This is a genomic window from Cupriavidus sp. HMR-1, from assembly GCF_000319775.1.
Taxonomy (GTDB): Bacteria; Pseudomonadota; Gammaproteobacteria; order Burkholderiales; family Burkholderiaceae; genus Cupriavidus; species Cupriavidus metallidurans.
Map to the genome: position 1 here is coordinate 15028 of NZ_ANKP01000119.1, position 19083 is coordinate 34110.

Below are 19083 nucleotides of genomic sequence, written 5' to 3' on the forward strand. Positions count from 1 at the left end.
ATCAGTGAATGGGCAATTGGGATGTCCGCCACGCGCTCAATGCCAGATCAGCATCGCGCAGATGGTGGAGACGAACAGGCCGGCCAGCACTGGCAACAGCAGCGCCCGCACGGCATCCAGTACCGGCACACGTGCAAATCCGGCCACGGCGATCAGGGACGACCACGCGATCAGCGTGCCGCCACCGGTCCAGACCGCGCCCATCTGGCCGACGGCCGCCAGCGTGGCCGAGTCGAAGCCGACCACGGGACCAAGCGCGCCGGCCAGCGTGCCGGTCAGCGGCAGTCCGGCAAAGCCCGATCCGTCGATGCCGGTGATCATGCCGACCAGAAGCACCCCGAACGCCACCAGCACGTGGTTGTCGGGAATCATGTGCTGGTAGGCCTGGATCAGTTCGAACAGCAGGCTCGGCGCGCGGCCCGTGTCGACGCCGAGAATCTGCGCGGCGGTCTCGCCCGCGCCAACGAAGAAGAAGCCCGCGATCGGCAGCACCGAGCCCATTGCCTTGAACGCGAAGACGAAGCCATCGGTGATGTGCTCCGGGCACGTGTCGAGCATCTTGCGCGGGCCTTCGGCGGCCAGCGTCGCCAGCATCATCAGCACTGCAGCCACGCCACCCACCAGCGCAGCGGCCGCACCGCCCTTGAGATCGACCATGCCCGAGGAAATCTTCGGCAGCACCATCAACGTCACAACGCAGGCAAAGGCCAGCGGCGTCAGCACGGCGAAGAACTTCGACCACTTCACGCGGCGCTGGGCCACCATCGCCAGGCTGCGTTCGATATTGGCGTCGGTGTCCAGCGGCTCCTCGTGCGAGGTGCCGCGTGCGATCTCGGCCTTGTCAAAGGTGCCGGTGGCTTCCACTGCGGTGTCGACACCGGTGGCGCGCGCCTGCCAGCGGTCGAGCAACGCGCCGCTGGCGGGAACGATATGACGGCGCATCGACAGGTAGGCCAGCGTGAGCGCGATGCCGCCCGTGATGATCGACAGGATCAGCGCGCGATCCGCCACCACCGCGGCGCTGACCGCCGCGCCAGCCGCCTTGGCGCTGATGCCAGGCGCCACGCCAATCACGTAGTCCGATGACAGCGCCATGCCCTGACCGGCAATCGCAATGGCCATGGCCCCCGCCAGCGGCGGCAGCCCGGCGGCAATCGCGGCCGGCAGCAGGATGGCGGAAACCAGCGGCACGGCCGGCGTCGGCCAGAAAAACAGCGAGATCACGTAGGTAATGCCCGCCAGGATGAAATAGGCGCTGTGGCCGTTCTTCATCACCACGCGGAACGGCTCGACCATCCGGACATCGGATCGCAATGACTTCAGCGCGTTGAGCAGCGCCGTCATGAAGGCAATCACCAGGAAGATATTGAACAGTTCCTTCGCCGCGACCAGGCTCGCGGAGAAGATGCCGCCCAGTGCCGTGACCGGACTGCCAGTGATGGCCAGTATCACGAGGAACGTGCCGATGATCGACGGCACCACGACGTTGGCACGCATGATCATGGTCAGCACGATCACGGCCACGCCTAGCAAATACACCCAGTGTGCCAGGCCGATCTCTACGGTTTGATGCATGAGGCTCCCCTGTTATGGAGGCCCTTGTGGGGGCGGATATGAATTTCTGTTTTCACTACGAGTTGTATACTATATTCCGCATATCCTCTGACACAAGCAGAAATTACCACGCCTAGGGAAATCCCCAAAAGAGGGGCGATTTTCCGCTCTGGCGCACGGAATATGCGCATTTGGCACCAGTTCGGCGCCGACGAATTTCGTGAAAAGGGGCTAGCACTTTTTGAAGCATTGTGTAGACTGTATACCGAAATACAAACAAGACGCCCCTATGCTCCATATCACCGACACCCTGATCGATCGCCACGTCACGGCCGCCGATGCGCAGGCCGCGATGCTCGACGCCTTCCGCAGCTTTGGCCGCGGGCAGGCCGCCATGCAGGAACGCATCCGCACGGAGGCCGGCGGCGTGAAGCTTTCGACGCTTGGCGCGGTAATCCCGGATCAGCAGGTAGCCGGCGCCAAGGTTTACACGACGATCGCCGGTCAGTTCTCGTTTGTCATCCTGCTGTTTTCGACGGTTGACGGACGCCCGCTGGCTTCGTTCGACGCCGGCGCCATCACGCGGCTGCGCACTGCGGCCTGCACCGTGCTGGCCGCAAAGCGGTTGGCGCGCCCCGATGCGCAAACCCTGGCGCTGTTCGGCGCGGGCACACAGGGCGTGCAGCACGCATTGCAACTGTCGGCCGCACTGCCGCTCCAGCGCATCCTGATCTGTGATCCGTATGCCGATGCGGAGGCCGCCACGCGCCTGTCTGCCCAATGCGGCGTTTCCGTGTCATTCGCGCAGGCCGAGGAAGCGGCCGCAGCGGCAGACATCATCGTCACGGCCTCGCGCTCGACCACGCCACTGTTCCCTGGCGCCATCGTCAAGCCGGGCACGTTCATCGCGGCGATCGGCTCGAGCCTGCCGCACACACGCGAGCTGGACGATGTGGCGCTGTCACGCGCGTCCGCAGTGGTGGTCGAATGGCGCCCGCAGTCGTTGCGGGAGGCCGGCGACCTGGTGCTCGCCGACAAGGCGGTGCTGCCGGACGAGAAGATCGTGGAACTGGCCGATGTACTGCTAGACACCGCGCCCACGCGCAAGCATGCCGACGACATCCTGATCTACAAGTCGGTCGGCGTGGGACTTGAGGATGTCGCGCTGGCCGGTATTGCCTATCAACGCATCACCGCCGCCCAAGCCGCGGCTGCCTGAACCTATTCCGATGAACCTGCCGCCGCGCGCGGCATTTTTGTCGGCCCAACGAAAGTGTAGGAAGTATACAAACCCGAAAACGCCGCGACACCGCTCAGCGAGCCGTGGTGACCAACCCCAACCGACCTCGTCAAAACAGGAGCCCCAACATGGCCGAACTGATGAACCGTGAAGAATTCCGCACCGCGCTCGAAAACGCGATCAAGGGCAAGAGCGCTAACCAGGCCCCCTTCAGCAAGGCCTGGGCCAGCGGCGAACTGAGCCGCGAGCATCTGGCGCGCTGGGCAGAGAACCACTATCACTACGTCGGCCCGTTTGCGGATTACCTGGGCTACATCTACGCTCGCACGCCCGACCACATGACCGAGGCCAAGGACTTCCTGCTGGCCAATATGTACGAGGAAGAGATCGGCGGCGACCGCCATACCGATCTGCTGATCCGCTTTGCCGAAGCCTGCGGCACCACGCGCGAACGTGTGGTGAGCCCGGACAACATGTCGCCGACCACGCGCGGCCTGCAAAGCTGGTGCTACGCCGTGGCCATGCGCGAAGACCCGGTGGTGGCCGTGGCTGGCCTGGTGGTGGGCCTGGAATCGCAAGTGCCGTCGATCTATCGCAAGCAAACGCCGACGCTGCGCGAGAAGTATGGCTTCACCGACGAGGAAGTCGAGTTCTTCGACCTCCACATCGTGTCCGACGAGATCCACGGTGAGCGCGGCTACCAGATCGTGCTGGAGCACGCCAACACGCCCGAGCTGCAGCAACGCTGCCTGAAGATCTGCGAAATCGGCGCCCAGATGCGCCTGCTGTACACGACGGCGCTCTATTACGACTACGTCGACACCAAGGCACAAGCCGCAGCCTGAGTTGCGCAAGCAGTACGCCCCGGACGCGCGCGAGCCGCGTCCGGTGTCCCGATCCCAGTTCAAGGCCCCCGCAAGATGACCGAGACGTACCGCAACTACATCGATGGCGAATGGTGCGACAGCGCCAGCGGCCGTACCGTCGATAACGTCAACCCCGCCGACACACGCGACATCGTCAGCCGCCACGCCGCGTCCGACGCGCGCGACGCCGCCGCCGCTGTGGCCGCTGCCGCAGCCGCGTTCGACGGATGGAAAAAGACCCCGATCGGCAAGCGCGCGAAGATCCTCAACGATGCGGCCGCGCATCTGGAAGCCAACGCCGACACCATCGCCGCCGAACTGACCCGCGAGGAAGGCAAGGCGCTGAACCTGGCGCGCGACGAGGTCATGCGCTCTGCGCAGACCCTGCGCTTCTACGCCGTGGAGGGTCAGACGTTCAGCGGCGAAAGCTATCCGAACGATGATCCCGACATGCTCGTCTACAGCCTGCGCGAGCCGCTGGGTGTGGTGACGGTGATCGCGCCCTGGAACTTCCCCGTGTCGATCCCGGCGCGCAAGATCGCACCCGCGCTGATCACGGGCAACACCGTGGTGTTCAAACCCTCGTCCGACGCGCCGCTGTCCGGCTACCGGCTGGCCGAAGCATTCGTCCGCGCCGGCATTCCGAAAGGCGTGCTGAACTTCCTGACCGGCAGCGCCGCCGAAGTGGGCCCGACCATCGTGGAATCGCGCGAGGTCCGCGCGGTCTCGTTCACCGGATCGACCTCCGCCGGCGAGCAGATTCACAAGTCCGTGCCGATGACCACGCGCACGCAGATGGAACTCGGCGGCAAGAATCCGCTGATCGTCATGGAAGACGCCGATCTCGATCGCGCGGTGGACCTGGCAGTCAAGGGCGGCCTGTCGCTGTCGGGCCAGGCGTGCACGGGCACCAGCCGCATCCTGGTGATGCGCGAGGTAAAACAGGCATTCACCGAGAAGCTGGTGGCCAAGGTCAAGGCGCTGAAGATTGGCAGCGGCATGACGGCCGGGATGGACCTCGGCCCGCTGGCCACGCGCAAGCAACTGGAAACGGTGCTGAGCTACATCGCCATCGGCAAGCAGGAAGCGACCTTGCTGTGCGGCGGTGAGCAGCTGTCCGACGGCGATTTCTCGCACGGCTACTACGTTGCGCCGACCGTGTTCACCGACGTGACCCAGTCGATGCGCATTGCCCGCGAGGAAATCTTCGGGCCGGTGCTGGCGATCATCGAAGTCGAGAGTTACGCGGACGCCATCGCCCAGGCGAACGACACCGAGTACGGTCTGTCCGCCGCCATCGCCACGCGCAATCCGCGCTACATGCACGACTTCACGCGCGATATCGAATCAGGCACGGTCAAGATCAACCGCACCACCACGGGCAACCTGGTCAACGCGCCATTTGGCGGTCTCAAGCGCTCGAGCACCTCGACGTTCCGCGAATCGGGACGCGCTGGCCTCGAGTTCTATACGCAGATCAAGACCGTCTACCAAGGCATCTGAGAAGGCACCTGAAGGATTACGAACATGAAGAAAGCCATCAAGCTCGAGTTGAAGGAAGCCCGCCACATGGTGGCCGCGGCCATTCGCAAGGCCGAGGAAATCGGCGTGCTGGAATCCATCTGCATCGTCGACGACGGCGGCTACCCGCTGCTGCTCGAACGCATGGACGGCGCCCGCATCACCGGACCGCAGATCGCCTGGAACAAGGCCTTCACGGCCGCCGGCCACAAGCGTTCGACCCACCTGTTCAACACGCCGCCCAACGGCCCCGCGCTGCCCGGCAATGAGGCCTTCGGCATCCAGTGGAGCTTCGACGGCAAGTTTGCCGTGTTCGTGGGCGGCTACCCGATCGTGGTCAATGGCGAGGTGATCGGCGGCGTGGGCCTGTCCGGCGGTAACGGCGAGCAAGACACCGCGTGCGGCGTGGCCGCGCTCGAAGCATTGCGCGACCTGCTGGCGGCGGAAGACCTGACCGTGCTGGCCCAGGCCGATATCAAGAAGTAACCAGGGAAGGAGTCATCATGTCCTATCGGGTCGAGATTGCGGAAACGCAGCAGGTTTTCATGGTGGCGCCCGGCGAGTCCGTGCTCGATGCCGCCCTGCGCTGCGGTGTCAGCCTGGCGCACGAATGCACCTTCGGCGGCTGTGGCACGTGTCGCGTGCGCGTGGTCGACGGTGCCGTGACCTATGAAGAATTCCCGATGGGACTGACCGAGGAAGAAGACGCGGCCGGCTTCGCGCTGGCCTGCCAGGCCCGGCCCGCCGGCGACCTCGTCATCAGCACCGCGCGCGCTGCGGAACCCGCGATTCCGGCGCGGCGTACCACCGCGACGGTGCAGGCCATCACCTCGCTCGGACCCGATGTGCTGCATCTGCGGCTCGCGTTGTCCGACGACGAGGTGTTCGTGTTCGAACCGGGCCAGTACATGAAGATCCTGCTCGAGGACGGCAGCCATCGCAGCTTCTCGATGGCATCGGCCCCGAACGGAAACACGGTGGACTTCCACGTGCGGCAGATCGCGGGCGGACGCTTCACCACGGGGCAGCTTCCGCAACTGCGGCCGGGCGACAAGCTCGACGTCGAAGTCCCGCACGGCAGCTTCAGCCTGCGCAAGGAAGACTACCGGCCGCTGCTGATGGTGGCCACCGGCACCGGGCTCGCGCCGATCAAGAGCATGCTCGAAGCGCTGATGGATGATCCGGACTGTCCGCCCGTGTGGCTCTACTGGGGGATGCGCTCGGCAGCGGATCTCTATCTCCATGACGAGATTGCCCGGTGGGGCGAGCGGCTCTACGATTTCCAGTACGTGCCGGTGCTGTCACGCGCGGACGATGCCTGGCAGGGCCGGCGTGGCTATGTGCACGACGCGGTGGCGGCCGATATCGGCAACTTGTCCGAACACGCGATCTATCTGTGCGGCTCTCCGAACATGATCCACGACGCCAAACAGACATTCATGGTGCTGGGCGCGCAGGCGCCATTCATCTATTCCGACGGATTCACGTTCCAGCACGCGCCGGGCTGACACCGGCACGAGAACGCGCATCTCAATGTCTACCCTATGTCTGCATTAAGGGGGTGACGGTATACAATAGCGGCATTCACGCCGTGGCCCAGCGCAGCGGCGTCCACCGAATTCCGACGGCCGATCCCGACCATGAACGACGCCACTGCCAGTGCCTACAGCCAGATTCCGGATGCCCCGGCTGCCAGCCTTGGTGCCCAGCATTCCCCGCTTTTCGCGCTTGTCACCGATACGCTGCGCCAGCGCATTCTGGGCGGCCAGTACGAACCCGGCGAGCGGCTGGTGGAAAACACGCTGTCGCTGGAGCTGGGGGTGTCGCGCATTCCGGTGCGCGAGGCACTGCGCGCGCTGGCGGCCGAAGGTCTGGTGCACATCGAGCCACGCCGTGGCGCCTCGGTGGCGCGGCTGTCACCCAATATCGCCCGCGAGATGGTGGAAGTACGCGCCACGCTGGAAGGCCTCAATGCCAAGCTGGCCGCCCAGCGCCGCGACCCGGCATTGATCCAGGAACTCGAAAAGGTGTTGAAGGAAGGCAATGACGCTGTCGACAGCGGTCAGACGCAGCGCTTTGTCGAGTTGAATTCGCGCTTCCACGAGGTACTGGGCACCATTGCCGCAAACAGCGTGCTGCAGGAAATGATGCGGTCGCTGCGCGAACGCACGGCGCTGCTGTTCGCCCCGGCCAACCTGACCCGCGCGCGCACCAACTGGGACGAACACGCGCAAATCCTTCAGGCCGTGATTGCCGGCGACGCCGACCTGGCATCGCTGCTGGCCACGCGACACGTCTACAGCGCGGCCAAGGCCGTCGAGGCCATGAATCCCGACCCGACCACAGCATCCACGTCCGCGGACGCCAACAAGGCGGCCTGACGCTCTCCCCCCTCCCGCTTTTTCAGCTTTTTCGGCTTCTTCGGCCTCTTCCGCTTCTTTCCGAGTTACCCAATCCGTGGACCGGTCCGGTGCATCTCGCACCGGTGCCGGGCTGTCCGGCATTCCCATCGTGGCAAGCAATACCATGGTGCGCACCACGAAATGGCGCACTGCACCAATTTTGTGTATACTGTAGTCTGATGTTAACCACAATTGGGAATGACCATCATGCAATACCCGGATGCTTCGTATTTCGACCGTCCGGTGGGCGAGCAGCTCTTGAGCCACTTCGCACGCCGTGACGCCGTTCGGCACACCACGCCGTTGCTGCCGTTCCGATTCGCTGACGTGCTGGCGCTGTTCCGCGGCACGAACGCCCACCGCAAGACCGTCTGAGCGCACCGCGCACCCAAATAAAAACCGCCCCGAGGGGCGGTTTTTATTTGCCGGCGAATCGGCCGCGATGTGGATGAAGCGCCTCATAGCGCATCGGAGCACATCAGAGCGTCGTGGGCGGCAACTCCACACTGCCAAACTCCGCCGACCGCGTGCCGGCAACCGGCCGATTGCTCGCTCCGAAATACGCGAACGCCACCGACAGCTTGACCGCCTCGGAATCATTGCGACCCGCGGCATGGAACAGCCGGCTGTCGAACATCAATACGTCGCCACGATGCAGCGCCAGCGGCATGGTGCCCTTGAGCAACTGCTGGCTGGCAGGATGCGCCTCGACCAGGAACTCCGCCGGATCCAGCTGCGCGGGGTCGAGCTTCGCGCGGTGCGAGCCCGGAATGACGCGCAGCACGCCATTGCGCTCATCTTCATCGCCCAGGGCCAGCCACACCGTGATCAGGTCGCTTTTGACGAACGACCAGTAGCGGGTATCGCGATGCCAGCCGGTCTGGCTGCCGTAGTGCGGATGCTTGGTCATCACGCAGTTGTGATGGGCCAGCGTGAGGCGGGCCGGCTCGCCGAGCAGTGCCTCGACGGTGGCCACCACAGCCGGATCGCTCGCCCAGCGGCGGAACACCTCGTCGCGACCATAGGCCTGACGCAAGCGTCGCACCGTATGCCCGCCTGCCGCTTCTCGCGTGGCCGGCGCCCCCGGATAACCCAGATCGGCCTCGAACTCGACCGGCGGCACCGCGGCAGCCAGTTGCTCTCGCGTCACCGCCTCCAGCGCCGCGCAAGTGGCTTCGCTCGCGAACTTGCGCAGCACGATATAGCCACCCGCGTGGAATTCGCGTGCCAGACTGGCCAGCGCGGCCTGATCGGCGAGCGGGGCGGAAGAATCGAAGTCGAGGGAAGCGGACGCGCCAGACGCGTGGTGTTGCGGGGCAGTCATTGCAGCGGAGGAGAAAAATCTGAAAGTGGCAAGTCGCCAACAAGGTCGATGATGCCAGAAGCCGCGAAATCCGGCGCGGGCTGGCGCCTGATTTCGAGAATTCGCCACGGGATCGCCATACTTTCAGACCCCCCTACGTGCGGAATCCCACTGTCCGATGCGACCCGTGCGCCGCTACAATGGCCGGACCCTTGCGCGGCCGACGGCAAGAATCCGGCCACTGCCTCCAACCCGACCCCAAAGAGCGCCATCGTGACTGCCCGACCCAAGATCGCCGCCTCGCTGACCGAGGTGCAAACCCAGTTGGGTCGTATCGTGCTGGGCAAACCGCGCCAGGTCAGGCTCGCCCTGGCCTGCATTCTGGCTGGCGGTCACCTGCTGCTGGAGGACGTGCCCGGGGTCGGCAAGACCACCCTGGCGCATGCGCTGGCCCGCACGCTCGGGCTGCAATATCAGCGGGTGCAGTTCACGAGCGACCTGCTGCCCGCCGATCTGGTCGGCGTGTCGATCTTCAAGCGCGAGACGGGGGAGTTCCATTTTCATCACGGCCCCGTGTTCGCGCAGGTCGTGCTGGCCGACGAGATCAACCGTGCGCCACCCAAGACCCAGAGCGCGCTGCTCGAAGCCATGGCCGAGCGGCAGGTCACGCATGACGGCATCACCGAGACACTGTCGGCCCCATTCTTCGTCATCGCCACCCAGAATCCGCTCGAGCAGATCGGCACCCATCCGCTGCCGGAATCACAGCTCGACCGCTTCACGATGCGGATATCGCTTGGCTATCCCGACGCCGCGTTCGAACGCGTCCTGTATCTCGGCGGCGCGATCAAGGACGAGGCGGAGGCGGTCATGGACGCCGATCAGGTCGTGGCCCTGCAAACCGCCGTGGAGAAGGTCTATGCCAGCCCGGCACTGGTGGACTACGTGCTTGCGCTGGTGCAGGCCACGCGTGTCGAATCGAGCTTCGTGACCGGGCTTTCCCCGCGTGCCGGACTCGCATTGCTGGCCTGCGCGCGCGCCTGGGCATTGCTCGATCAGCGCGAGATGGTCTTGCCGGAGGACGTCCAGGCCGTGTTCGAGCCAGTGGCCGCGCACCGGCTTCTGCCCGCGGGTCAGGTCGCGCTGAACCAGGGTGCCGATACACTGGCTCGCCTGCTGGCCAGCGTCGCAATTCCCTGAGGTCATCGGACACACCCCCGCCCCATGACCACGCGGCCAGCCCTCCCCGCGCCCGATCACCTTGTCCCTGCGCCGGGACGCTTCTCCGCGTGGTTGCGCCGCAAGCGCGCGCCCGTCAACGGTGTTGTCACGCTCGACCGCCGGCATCTGTACATCCTGCCGACACGCGGCGGCATCGGGTTTTCGGTGCTGCTGGCGACCATGCTGCTGACATCGCTGAACTATGCGATCAGTCTCGGCTTCGCGCTGACATTCCTGCTGGCCGGCATCGGCATGGGCTGCATGTGGATGGCTTACCGCAATCTGCTCGATCTGCGCGTGTCAGCCGGACCTGTCACACCGGCATTCGTCGGCGAGTGCGCGATTTTCACCTTGCACGTCGATAACCAGGATGCCGCCGCGCGAATCGGGATCGAGGCCCGCACGCCGCTATCCGATGCCAGTACAGAAACGGCCGCCCTCACCCTCGACGGCGTTTCCAGTGGCACGTTACCGGTGCGACTCTCCGCCATCCGGCGCGGACGACTGGCGTTACCACGCGTCACGCTTTCCAGCCGGTTTCCGTTCGGCCTCTTCCGCGTCTGGAGCTATGCCGACCTGGGACTTGCCACCATTGTCTATCCCGCGCCGGAAGCCAGCCCGCCTCCGCTACCCCTGCACCCTCAATCCGACGATGCCGACGACGGCGCGGCCAGCTTCGCGGCTGACGACGGGATCGATCAGTTGCGCAGGTACCGGCCCGGCGATCCATTGCATCGCATCGCCTGGAAACACAGCGCGCGCACCGGAAAATGGCTGACCCGCTCGGGACACACACCGCAGCAGCCGAGTTGCTGGATCGACTGGAATACCCTGCCGCCGACCATGGACACGGAAGCGCGGCTGTCCCGCCTGTGTGCCTGGGTGCTGATGACGGGTGAGGTATCGGAAATCGGGTTACGCCTGCCGGGCGTCGAGATCAAGCCGGGTCGCGGTTCCGCCCACGTGCGTGCATGCCTGGAAGCCCTGGCACTCTGGCCGGAGCGGCGCGCGCGATGAGCAAGAAGGCAAAGACCGTCGCGGTCCGGCCCCTCGGCCATCAGGAACAGGGGATGCTGATCGGCCAGCTTGCGCTGGTGCTGGCGCCGCAGGCGCGCACCCTGCCTGTGTCGGTCAGCCTGCTGCTGGTGCTGCTGCTGGCATGGCGCTGGATGCTATGGAAGCGGCGCGCGCCGTTGCCTTCCAAATTGACAGTGGGCCTGGCCGCAATACTGGTGCTGGTAGTGGCTGGCGCGCTGGTCTGGCAGTCCGGCGGCAATCTGGGACGCGAACTCTGCATCGCGCTACTGGCGGCCTTCGTGGTGCTCAAGCTGATGGAAACCCGTGCGCTGGGCGATGCCACGCTCATCACACAGCTTTCGTTCTACCTGCTGCTCACGCTCTACCTTGCCGATCAGCCATTCTGGCTGGCGCTCTACAGCATGGCGATCGGTGCATGGGTCCTCCGCAACTGGCTGCTGTTGCACCACCCCGAAGCGCGTGGCCGACTGGCGATCTGGCCGTTGCTCGGGCGCATGGCGCTGTTCGGGCTACCGTGGGCGGTGTTCCTGTTCGTGCTGTTCCCGCGCCTCGACCATCCCTTGTGGCGCCTGCCGCAAACGGAGCCGATCGGTCGCACCGGTATCAGCGACACGATGAAACCCGGCAGTATCGGCAAATTGATCCGTTCGCCCGACGTCGCGTTCCGCGTCGACTTCGTCGGAGAGGCACCGTCACCCGCCTCGCTATACTGGCGCGCGTTCGTGCTCTGGGATTACGACGGCGAGACCTGGCGGCCGGCCCGGTCCCGTTCGGTGCGTCCGGCCGACGGGCTGCGCGACGATATCGGTGACAGCGACTTTGCAGGTTCGGCGGCACCAGGCGCGCACGAGTACAACATCACGCTCGAGCCGACGCAGGCGTCGTGGCTATACGTGCTCGATCGTGGCCAGGCCATTTCGTCGAACCTCAATGCGCAGGTTTCGACCGATAACGAGTTCTTCGCGAACCTCCCCGTCGACCGGCCGTTGCGCTATCGCGCCCGATCCGTATTTGGGGCGTTACCCGAACCGCTGACCCAGCGCACGCTCCGACGAGCCCTGACGCTACCGGAAGGCAATCCACGCAGCCGCGAACTGGCTGCACGGTGGGCCAACGAGTATCCGGATCCGTGGCAGCGCGTGCAGGCGGCCCTCCGGCTCTTCGCTGCGGCACCGTTCGCCTACACGCTATCTCCACCGTCCCTAAAGCAGGATCAGGTCGACAGCTTTCTGTTCGAGACGCACCGAGGCTTCTGCGAGCACTATGCCAGCAGCTTTGTGTTCCTGATGCGGGCAGCCGGCGTGCCGGCGCGTGTGGTGGCTGGCTATCAGGGTGGAGACTTGAACCCGGTCGGGCGCCACTATGTGATTCGGCAATCCGATGCCCATGCCTGGGCGGAGGTCTGGATCGCACAGCGTGGTTGGGTCCGCGTGGACCCAACTGGTGCCGTCGCACCCAGCCGGGTCGAGCAGGGCGTCGACGCGGCGCTGGCTGGCGACGAAATCCCGGCGTTACGTGACCTGCGGGCACCGGGCTGGCTGCGTGATCTGCGCTGGGGTCTCGATGGTCTCAGCTATACGTGGCAGCGCTGGGTATTGCAGTACGACCGTGTCCAGCAAGGAAAACTGATGGAGCAGGCTGGGCTGGCTGGCAAGTTGCCGTCGGTGCTGGTCGGCGGGCTGGCCGCCTTGAGTCTGCTCGCACTGTTGCCGCTCTGGCTGCGGCGCCGGCGTGCCGATCCGGTCCAGGCACTCTATGACCGCTTCTGTGGGCTGCTGGCGCGGCACGGCTGCGTACGTGATACCTCAGAAGGGCCGCGGGACTACAGCGCTCGCGCCTGTGCAGCGCTACCTCGCGCGGCATCTGCGGTGCAGGCGTTCACCAACGGCTACGTGGCATGGCGCTATGGCGCCCCGACGACGCAGCAGCAGACCGAAGTCATTGGCCGGCTGCGCATATCACTGCGCGAACTGTCGAAGGCATTGCGGTAATCAGTCCTTTCACGCTTCATCTTGCCAAAGGTCCGCACGCCGCATATAGTTTCATTCGTAACTATTACAGATGAAATCATACAGTCATGTCATTCGAGCGTCGCATTGATCGCTTTTGCGCGGAGTATCCGGAAGCGCCCCGTGACCTGATCCTGGCATCGCGGCTATTGCTGAGGTCGGCACGGCTGCTGCGCCAACATATCGAACGGGCGCTCGCCGTACATGATCTCGACCTGAACCAGTACCTCGTCATCAGCATGTTGGGGATCGACGCCATGGAACCGACCATGCCGTCCGAGCTGGGACTGACGATCGATGCCACGCGCACTCAGATGACCCGCCTCATCGACGGGCTCGAGACGCGCGGACTGGTCCAGCGCAAGGCTTCGCAGCACGACCGGCGCAGCCTCGAGCTCATCCTCACCCCCGCCGCCCACGACTTGCTCAAGCGTGCCGCACCGACAGTCCATGCCGCCTACGCCGAAGCTTGGGCACCCATCGGCAAGACCGGTCTGGCAGCCGTCACGCGCGATCTCGGTCGGCTACATCAGCATCTGGCCGCGTTGGGAGCAAACGCATCGTGACCGCGCAGGCAGACCCCTGGCATCGGCTGCGCGCCCGCATGAGGTGGCTGCGCCTGCTCAGCCACCAGCAACGGCAGACGTTGCTCATGATCTTGCTGGGCCTGGCCACCGGCGTCGAGTTTCTCGAGAACATCATGTTCGTGTTCGCGTCGAGCCATATCATCGGCGGGATCGACGCGGACCCGCGCAGCTTTGCGCTGGTCCAGGCCGCCTATGCCGTCGGGAGCATGCTGATGATCCTGACGCAGCATTGGCTCGCGCGGCGATTCGGATATCGCTACTACCTGACCGGGTCACTCCTGCTGTTCATGGCGGGCACGCTCGCGGCCGCCACCAGTACCGGCCTGACGCAAATGGTGGGGGCCCGCTTCGTGCAGGGCGTTGGCGGCGGCGCGCTGTTCACGAGCTGCCGGATCCTGGTGAACATGATGTTCAGCCAGACCGACCGGGTGCGGGCTTCGCGCATCTTCATGCTTGGCATCTTCAGCGCTTCGGCGCTGGGCCCCGCCTTCGCCGCGGAGCTGGTCGATCGAGGGGTCTGGCAGGACGTCTTCTATGGCGTGCTGCCGTTTGCGGCACTTGCCACGATAGGCGCCTGGCTGTTGCTCCCGGACGCGGAAGCCCGCGATGACGTGGAAGGACCCGGGCTCGGTCCACTGCTGCTGTTCGGCGTCGCGATCGTCGCACTGCAGGCAACGTTGACGGAAGCCCGTTTCGACGTGTTCTCGCATCCGATACGCATTGCGCTGATCGCCGCGCTCGCGCTGGCGCTGCTAACCGTATTCCTGTGGCAGCAGTGGCACCACGAAAAGCCCGTGTTGCATCTGCGTGCGCTGTACCAGCCCGTCTTCCTGACCGGCCTGGCCATGTACTTCGTCTATTACATGATCAGCAACCTCGCCGCCTATGTGTTCCCGATCTACGCGGAGCAGGCGCTGCGGTTTCCGCTTGCCACCACCGGCTGGCTGAACACGTTCGCCGCGACGATCAGTCTGGTCGGCATCTGGGTGTACCAGCGCGTGGCACGCAAGCTGAAACACAAGAAGCCGCTGATGACGACGGGGTTGCTGCTGATGGCTGGGGCGATGACGTGGTTCTCCTTCATGCCGCCGGATGTCGGCCCCCCGGCGCTCATTGTCGGGCTGATCGGCAAGGGGCTCTTCGGCGTGATGGTCATCATTCCGATCGCGGGCCTGACATTCGGCTCACTGGCCGGCGATGACTTCGCGCATGGGTATCGCAGCAAGAACCTGATCCGCCAGATCGCCAGCTCGTTTGCATCGGCGCTAGGTGCTGTCCTGCTGCAGAACCGGCAGTTCGCAGTGCATACGAGCCTGGTGCACGCCATGGGGCAGCGACCAGCCGAAACGGAGCAATGGATGCATACCGTGCAGGCTGCGCTGGTAGCACGCGGATTCGAGCCGGGCCAGGCCCATGCAGGTGCGCTCGCACAACTTGCTGCCCTGGTGGATCAACAGGCGCGGTTGATTGCCTGCGAGGATCTCTATCGATTGATTGCCGTGCTCGCCATGGCAGCTGCGGTCTTCATGCTAGTACAGCGTCGGCTCGACTAGTCAGGGAATGTGCCTTGCTTAGGCAGAAAAGGCGGGAGGGGTACTGCGTTTGCGCTGGCGACAGCGCGGCAATGGCGGCGGATCGCCATCACATCGATCAGGCGTGCGCAGGTTGCGCTCGCCCTTAGAACAGCGACAACTGGCGCATGCCAAAGCCTACCGTTTCTTCCACTCGGGCACGCGCATGGGCCAGCGAGCCTTCTGCACCGGAGTAGTTGCCGGCTGCCCAGTGGTAGACCACAGGGAGATCGCCACGGTCGGACAAGCGGACTTCACCGAGTTTGTCGCCGCGTTCGTTGCGATAGTAGTGTGAGCGATAGCCCCGTTCCCAGTGCGGCGGAGCTTCTTTCTTGCGCCGACGCGGTGTCGGCTTCGTGACGGCTGGCACAAGCCGCCGTGCCAGGTCAGTAGCCGGCGAGGTGGGGGCGCGGGCGAAATCCAACTGCATAGACTTCCTTCTTCTGTCGATTCAGCAAGAACCAGAAGTGGTGATCGCAATATCACCACACGCTTCATGCATCGCAGTCGAGATCATACCCGTTCAAACACGGTTTTGGTGTGTTTTGTCTCCCGGAAATCCGCTTCTGGCAAGGGTTTGCGGGACGTATACCCGTTTACGGTATACGTCCCGTATACGTCTTGCGAGGACCGTAAACCACTTCCTCGCACTCGCTCAGCCGAGGTCGAGCGGGATGAAAATCCGCGCATCGTCACGCTGTACCAGCAGTGCCACCTGCTTGCCAGACTTGGACACCAGCGCCCGCAATTGCTCGGCGGAAGAGATCGGCGTGCCGTTCAGCGAGAGAATGACATCGCCCGGCTGGATACCCACTCGCGCGGCGGGCCCCGTCACGTCTTCGACCACGAGGCCGCCGTCTATGCCGCTGTCGCGCTTCTCCGCGGGCGTCAGCTGACGAACCGCAAGCCCCAGGCGTCCGCCGTCCTGACCACCGCTACCCTTCTGAGCCAGGGCGTCTTCCTTCACCGCCCCTACCTGGACCGTCAGCATCAGCGGTTGCCCCTTGCGGATGACTTTGAGCTTCGTCTCGGTGCCCGGCTTGAGGTCGGCCACATGCTCGGGCAGATCACCGGAATGGTCGATGACGTCATCGCCGAGCTGCACGATCACGTCGCCAGCCTTCACACCACCCTTCGCCGCAGGGCTGTCCGGCTCCACCGAATTGACCAGCGCACCCGCAGGCTTCGGCAAGTTGAACGACTGCGCGAGGGCCTGGTTCACTTCCTGTACCGAGATACCAAGACGGCCGCGCGTGACCTTGCCATGGGCCACGAGCTGGTCCTCGACCTTGGTCGCTACGTTGATCGGAATGGCAAACGAGAGGCCCTGATAGCCACCAGTCTGGCTGTAGATCTGCGAGTTGATGCCGATCACTTCGCCGCGCTGGTTAAACAGCGGACCGCCGGAATTGCCGGGGTTCACCGCAACGTCGGTCTGGATGAACGGCACATAGGTGTCATCGGGCAGCGAGCGCGATTTGGCACTGACGATACCGGCAGTGACCGTGTTCTCGAAGCCGTACGGGGACCCAATGGCAAGCACCGGCTCACCGACGCGGGTCTTCGACGGGTCGCCCAGCCGGACCGTGGGGAGGTTCTTTGCATCGATGCGAATCACCGCGATGTCAGTCTGCGGATCGCTGCCTAACACCTTGGCCTTGAATTCGCGCCGGTCCGTGAGCTTCACCGTGACTTCGGTAGCATTGTCGACCACGTGCGCATTCGTCAGGATCAGACCGTCCTGGCTAACGATGAATCCCGAGCCTAGTCCACGCACCAGTTGCGGCTGCGCATTCTGCGGCCCCTGGAACTGCGGGCCGAATCGCTTGAAGAACTGGAACAGCGGGTCATCCGGATCGACGCCCTGTGGCACTTGTGCCGAAGTACGCTGCGCGCGCGCGGTCACGCTGATGTTCACGACCGCTGGGCCATACTGATCCACGATGCTCGAGAAATCCGTTGGCGTGGCGACTGCAATCGGTCCTGCGCTTGCGGTGACCGGGGTCTGTGCGGCGTATCCCGGGGTGATCGCATCCTTCTGCAGATACGCGTAGCCGCCGGCAAGGGCAGCCAAGGCAGCGACACCGACAGCAGAGCGGGCGAGAGTCTGACGAATCATGGTGCTTTCCTTTCTCGATGGTCCATGGCGCCGACGATTTTCTTGGCGCGACGGAATCATGGTAAGCAGCCACACTTAAGCCAGACTTAAAGAACACGGTCAGTTCACGGCCAGGTTAGCTTCAGGCCGCGAGTGCATTTTTGATTACTTTTTCTCGTTAGCTCTTGTGCGCGCACGGCGCGCAGCTAATCTCTATAGGTTCGATGCAAAGTTTATATTGCACACAATTTAATTGTGTATAAGATATGTTCATGCGCGATACGACAACTCCCTCCCGAACTGAAGCATCAAGCAACGACTGGCTCTTGCTGGACCAACAGTTGTGCTTTGCCCTGTATTCAACTTCGTTGGCGATGACCAAGATCTACAAGCCAATTTTAAGTGAGCTTGGACTTACATACCCACAGTACTTGGTCATGCTTGTGCTCTGGGAAAGCAACACGCTAACGGTCTCGGAGCTGGGCACACGGCTGAGACTCGATTCAGGCACCTTGACTCCACTGCTCAAGCGGCTCGAGTCAGCAGGATTGGTAGCACGCGAACGAGACGCCAAGGATGAGCGTCGTGTCCTTGTGAACCTGACGGATGCGGGCCAGAGGCTTCGCGCCTCGGCGGTAGGCATTCCGGAGAAATTGCTGTGCGCGACGCAATGCTCGGTCTCCGAGATTCAGTCGTTGACGTCGCGTCTTCATGCACTGCGGTCCACGCTGGAAGGCGCACGGACTGATGATTGACCGGCAAAAGCCGGGACCTTTGACTAGCCCGCCCCCGCTGGGCAAAACCTGGAGTATTCAAATGAAACTCGAAAAAGTCCTCTACACCGCTCACGCATCCGCAACCGGTGGCCGCGATGGCCGAGCCGAAAGCTCGGATGGCCAGTTGAACGTCAAGCTGGCAGTGCCAAAGGAAATGGGTGGTAGTGGCAACGGCATGAATCCGGAGCAACTGTTCGCGGCTGGATACTCGGCCTGTTTCCTGGGTGCAATCCGCTTTGTGGCAGGGCAACAGAAAATTGCAATCTCGCCTGACGCGAAGATCGAAGGCGCGGTCGGCATTGGCCAGATTCCCCAGGGGTTCGGCATTCAGGCCGAACTGAAGATCTCTCTGCCGGGCTTGGATAAGGAAGCCGCGCAGAAGCTGGTGGAAGCGGCTCACCAAGTGTGCCCGTACTCGAATGCCACCCGTGGCAACATCGACGTGACGCTGATCGTGGTTTGACGCTCGATCGCACGTGAAGAAAGAAAAAGCCGGCATATTGCCGGCTTTTTTTCTATGGATACGTTGTTCGGAGTTGGCTGCAGAAGTCTCGTTTCTGCGCCGCACTCATGCGTTTTGTTCGGATCTCGGCCTTTAGGGCCTCCGATTTCGTCGAAAACTCAAGCCATCCAAGCAGCCTCAGCGGCCGGCGAGAACGCGTGTACTTCGCGCCGATTCCAGCAAGATGCTGAGCATATCGACGCTGAACGTCGGTGGTAATACCTGTATAGATGGATTCGCCTTCGCACTCGAGCAAATAGAGAAACCAGGTTGGTTCTTCGACAGGTGCGGGCTCAATCTCGGAAGTCATGGCGGCAAATCATACGTATGGGTGCCTGCCGTGGCAACGGTCTGGAGAGTTGCGGAGGGGGCTTTTACGGCCTGCGTTCAAATCG

20 protein-coding genes are annotated in these 19083 nt (G+C 63.8%); 15 read left to right on the forward strand and 5 right to left on the reverse strand.

Annotated features, from left to right (window positions below; all coding sequences use genetic code 11):
• Positions 1–36 precede the first annotated feature (36 nt).
• Complete coding sequence (locus D769_RS16065) at positions 37–1575, reverse strand: hypothetical protein (RefSeq protein ID WP_008646886.1); 1539 nt, start codon at positions 1573–1575, stop codon at positions 37–39.
• A gap of 268 nt (positions 1576–1843) precedes the next feature.
• Between D769_RS16065 and D769_RS16070 the strand changes: the two genes are divergently transcribed.
• The 7 genes from D769_RS16070 (at position 1844) to D769_RS32355 (ending at position 7958) form a co-directional block, all read left to right on the forward strand.
• Entirely contained in the window at positions 1844–2773 is a 930-nt protein-coding gene (locus D769_RS16070) for an ornithine cyclodeaminase family protein (protein WP_008646887.1), read from the forward strand.
• A gap of 149 nt (positions 2774–2922) precedes the next feature.
• Entirely contained in the window at positions 2923–3639 is a 717-nt protein-coding gene (locus tag D769_RS16075) for an iron-containing redox enzyme family protein (RefSeq protein ID WP_008646888.1), read from the forward strand.
• Between the two features lie 75 nt (positions 3640–3714).
• Complete coding sequence (locus D769_RS16080) at positions 3715–5163, forward strand: aldehyde dehydrogenase family protein (RefSeq protein WP_008646889.1); 1449 nt, start codon at positions 3715–3717, stop codon at positions 5161–5163.
• Between the two features lie 24 nt (positions 5164–5187).
• Positions 5188–5667, forward strand: coding sequence for a heme-binding protein (locus tag D769_RS16085; protein ID WP_008646896.1), 480 nt, complete (start codon positions 5188–5190; stop codon positions 5665–5667).
• Between the two features lie 17 nt (positions 5668–5684).
• The gene (locus D769_RS16090) at positions 5685–6689 is read left to right on the forward strand and encodes a 2Fe-2S iron-sulfur cluster-binding protein (protein WP_008646898.1); all 1005 of its coding nucleotides are present in this window, start codon (positions 5685–5687) and stop codon (positions 6687–6689) included.
• A gap of 132 nt (positions 6690–6821) precedes the next feature.
• Positions 6822–7562 carry a GntR family transcriptional regulator gene (locus D769_RS16095; RefSeq protein WP_008646900.1) on the forward strand — a complete coding sequence of 247 codons (741 nt, stop codon included), beginning with the start codon at positions 6822–6824 and terminating at the stop codon, positions 7560–7562.
• 219 nt (positions 7563–7781) lie between these two features.
• Positions 7782–7958, forward strand: coding sequence for a hypothetical protein (locus D769_RS32355; RefSeq protein WP_155714380.1), 177 nt, complete (start codon positions 7782–7784; stop codon positions 7956–7958).
• A gap of 103 nt (positions 7959–8061) precedes the next feature.
• On the opposite strand, the gene D769_RS16100 is transcribed toward D769_RS32355, so the two are convergent.
• The gene (locus tag D769_RS16100; protein WP_008646903.1) at positions 8062–8907 is read right to left on the reverse strand and encodes a phytanoyl-CoA dioxygenase family protein; all 846 of its coding nucleotides are present in this window, start codon (positions 8905–8907) and stop codon (positions 8062–8064) included.
• A 252-nt stretch (positions 8908–9159) separates the two neighbouring features.
• On the opposite strand from D769_RS16100, the gene D769_RS16105 reads away from it, so the two are divergent.
• The 5 genes from D769_RS16105 to D769_RS16125 all read left to right on the forward strand — a co-directional run bounded on the left by D769_RS16105 (position 9160) and on the right by D769_RS16125 (position 15294).
• The gene (locus D769_RS16105) at positions 9160–10086 is read left to right on the forward strand and encodes a MoxR family ATPase (RefSeq protein ID WP_008646904.1); all 927 of its coding nucleotides are present in this window, start codon (positions 9160–9162) and stop codon (positions 10084–10086) included.
• A 24-nt stretch (positions 10087–10110) separates the two neighbouring features.
• A complete protein-coding gene (locus tag D769_RS16110; RefSeq protein WP_008646905.1) occupies positions 10111–11124 on the forward strand; it encodes a DUF58 domain-containing protein in 1014 nt (337 codons plus the stop codon).
• Complete coding sequence (locus tag D769_RS16115; RefSeq protein ID WP_008646908.1) at positions 11121–13136, forward strand: DUF3488 and DUF4129 domain-containing transglutaminase family protein; 2016 nt, start codon at positions 11121–11123, stop codon at positions 13134–13136. The genes D769_RS16110 and D769_RS16115 overlap by 4 nt, the downstream gene beginning before the upstream one ends.
• Before the next feature lie 86 nt (positions 13137–13222).
• Positions 13223–13720 carry a MarR family transcriptional regulator gene (locus D769_RS16120; protein ID WP_008646910.1) on the forward strand — a complete coding sequence of 166 codons (498 nt, stop codon included), beginning with the start codon at positions 13223–13225 and terminating at the stop codon, positions 13718–13720.
• The gene (locus tag D769_RS16125; protein WP_008646912.1) at positions 13717–15294 is read left to right on the forward strand and encodes an MFS transporter; all 1578 of its coding nucleotides are present in this window, start codon (positions 13717–13719) and stop codon (positions 15292–15294) included. Before D769_RS16120 ends, D769_RS16125 begins: the two co-directional genes overlap by 4 nt.
• Before the next feature lie 124 nt (positions 15295–15418).
• Here D769_RS16125 and D769_RS16130 read toward each other — a convergent pair whose 3' ends face one another.
• A complete protein-coding gene (locus tag D769_RS16130) occupies positions 15419–15742 on the reverse strand; it encodes a hypothetical protein (RefSeq protein ID WP_008646914.1) in 324 nt (107 codons plus the stop codon).
• 225 nt (positions 15743–15967) lie between these two features.
• Entirely contained in the window at positions 15968–17431 is a 1464-nt protein-coding gene (locus tag D769_RS16135; protein ID WP_008646917.1) for a DegQ family serine endoprotease, read from the reverse strand.
• Positions 17432–17676: 245 nt separating this feature from the next.
• Between D769_RS16135 and D769_RS16140 the strand changes: the two genes are divergently transcribed.
• A complete protein-coding gene (locus D769_RS16140; RefSeq protein ID WP_008646919.1) occupies positions 17677–18165 on the forward strand; it encodes a MarR family transcriptional regulator in 489 nt (162 codons plus the stop codon).
• A 61-nt stretch (positions 18166–18226) separates the two neighbouring features.
• Positions 18227–18649, forward strand: coding sequence for an organic hydroperoxide resistance protein (locus D769_RS16145; protein ID WP_008646921.1), 423 nt, complete (start codon positions 18227–18229; stop codon positions 18647–18649).
• 52 nt (positions 18650–18701) lie between these two features.
• Here D769_RS16145 and D769_RS31145 read toward each other — a convergent pair whose 3' ends face one another.
• Positions 18702–18944 (reverse strand): GIY-YIG nuclease family protein, encoded by a 243-nt coding sequence (locus tag D769_RS31145; protein ID WP_234706905.1) that lies wholly within the window; start codon positions 18942–18944, stop codon positions 18702–18704.
• Here D769_RS31145 and D769_RS32700 point away from each other — a divergent pair.
• On the forward strand, positions 18873–19083 hold a 211-nt coding region (locus D769_RS32700; protein WP_241227874.1), incomplete at its 3' end, for a hypothetical protein. The genes D769_RS31145 and D769_RS32700 overlap by 72 nt on opposite strands.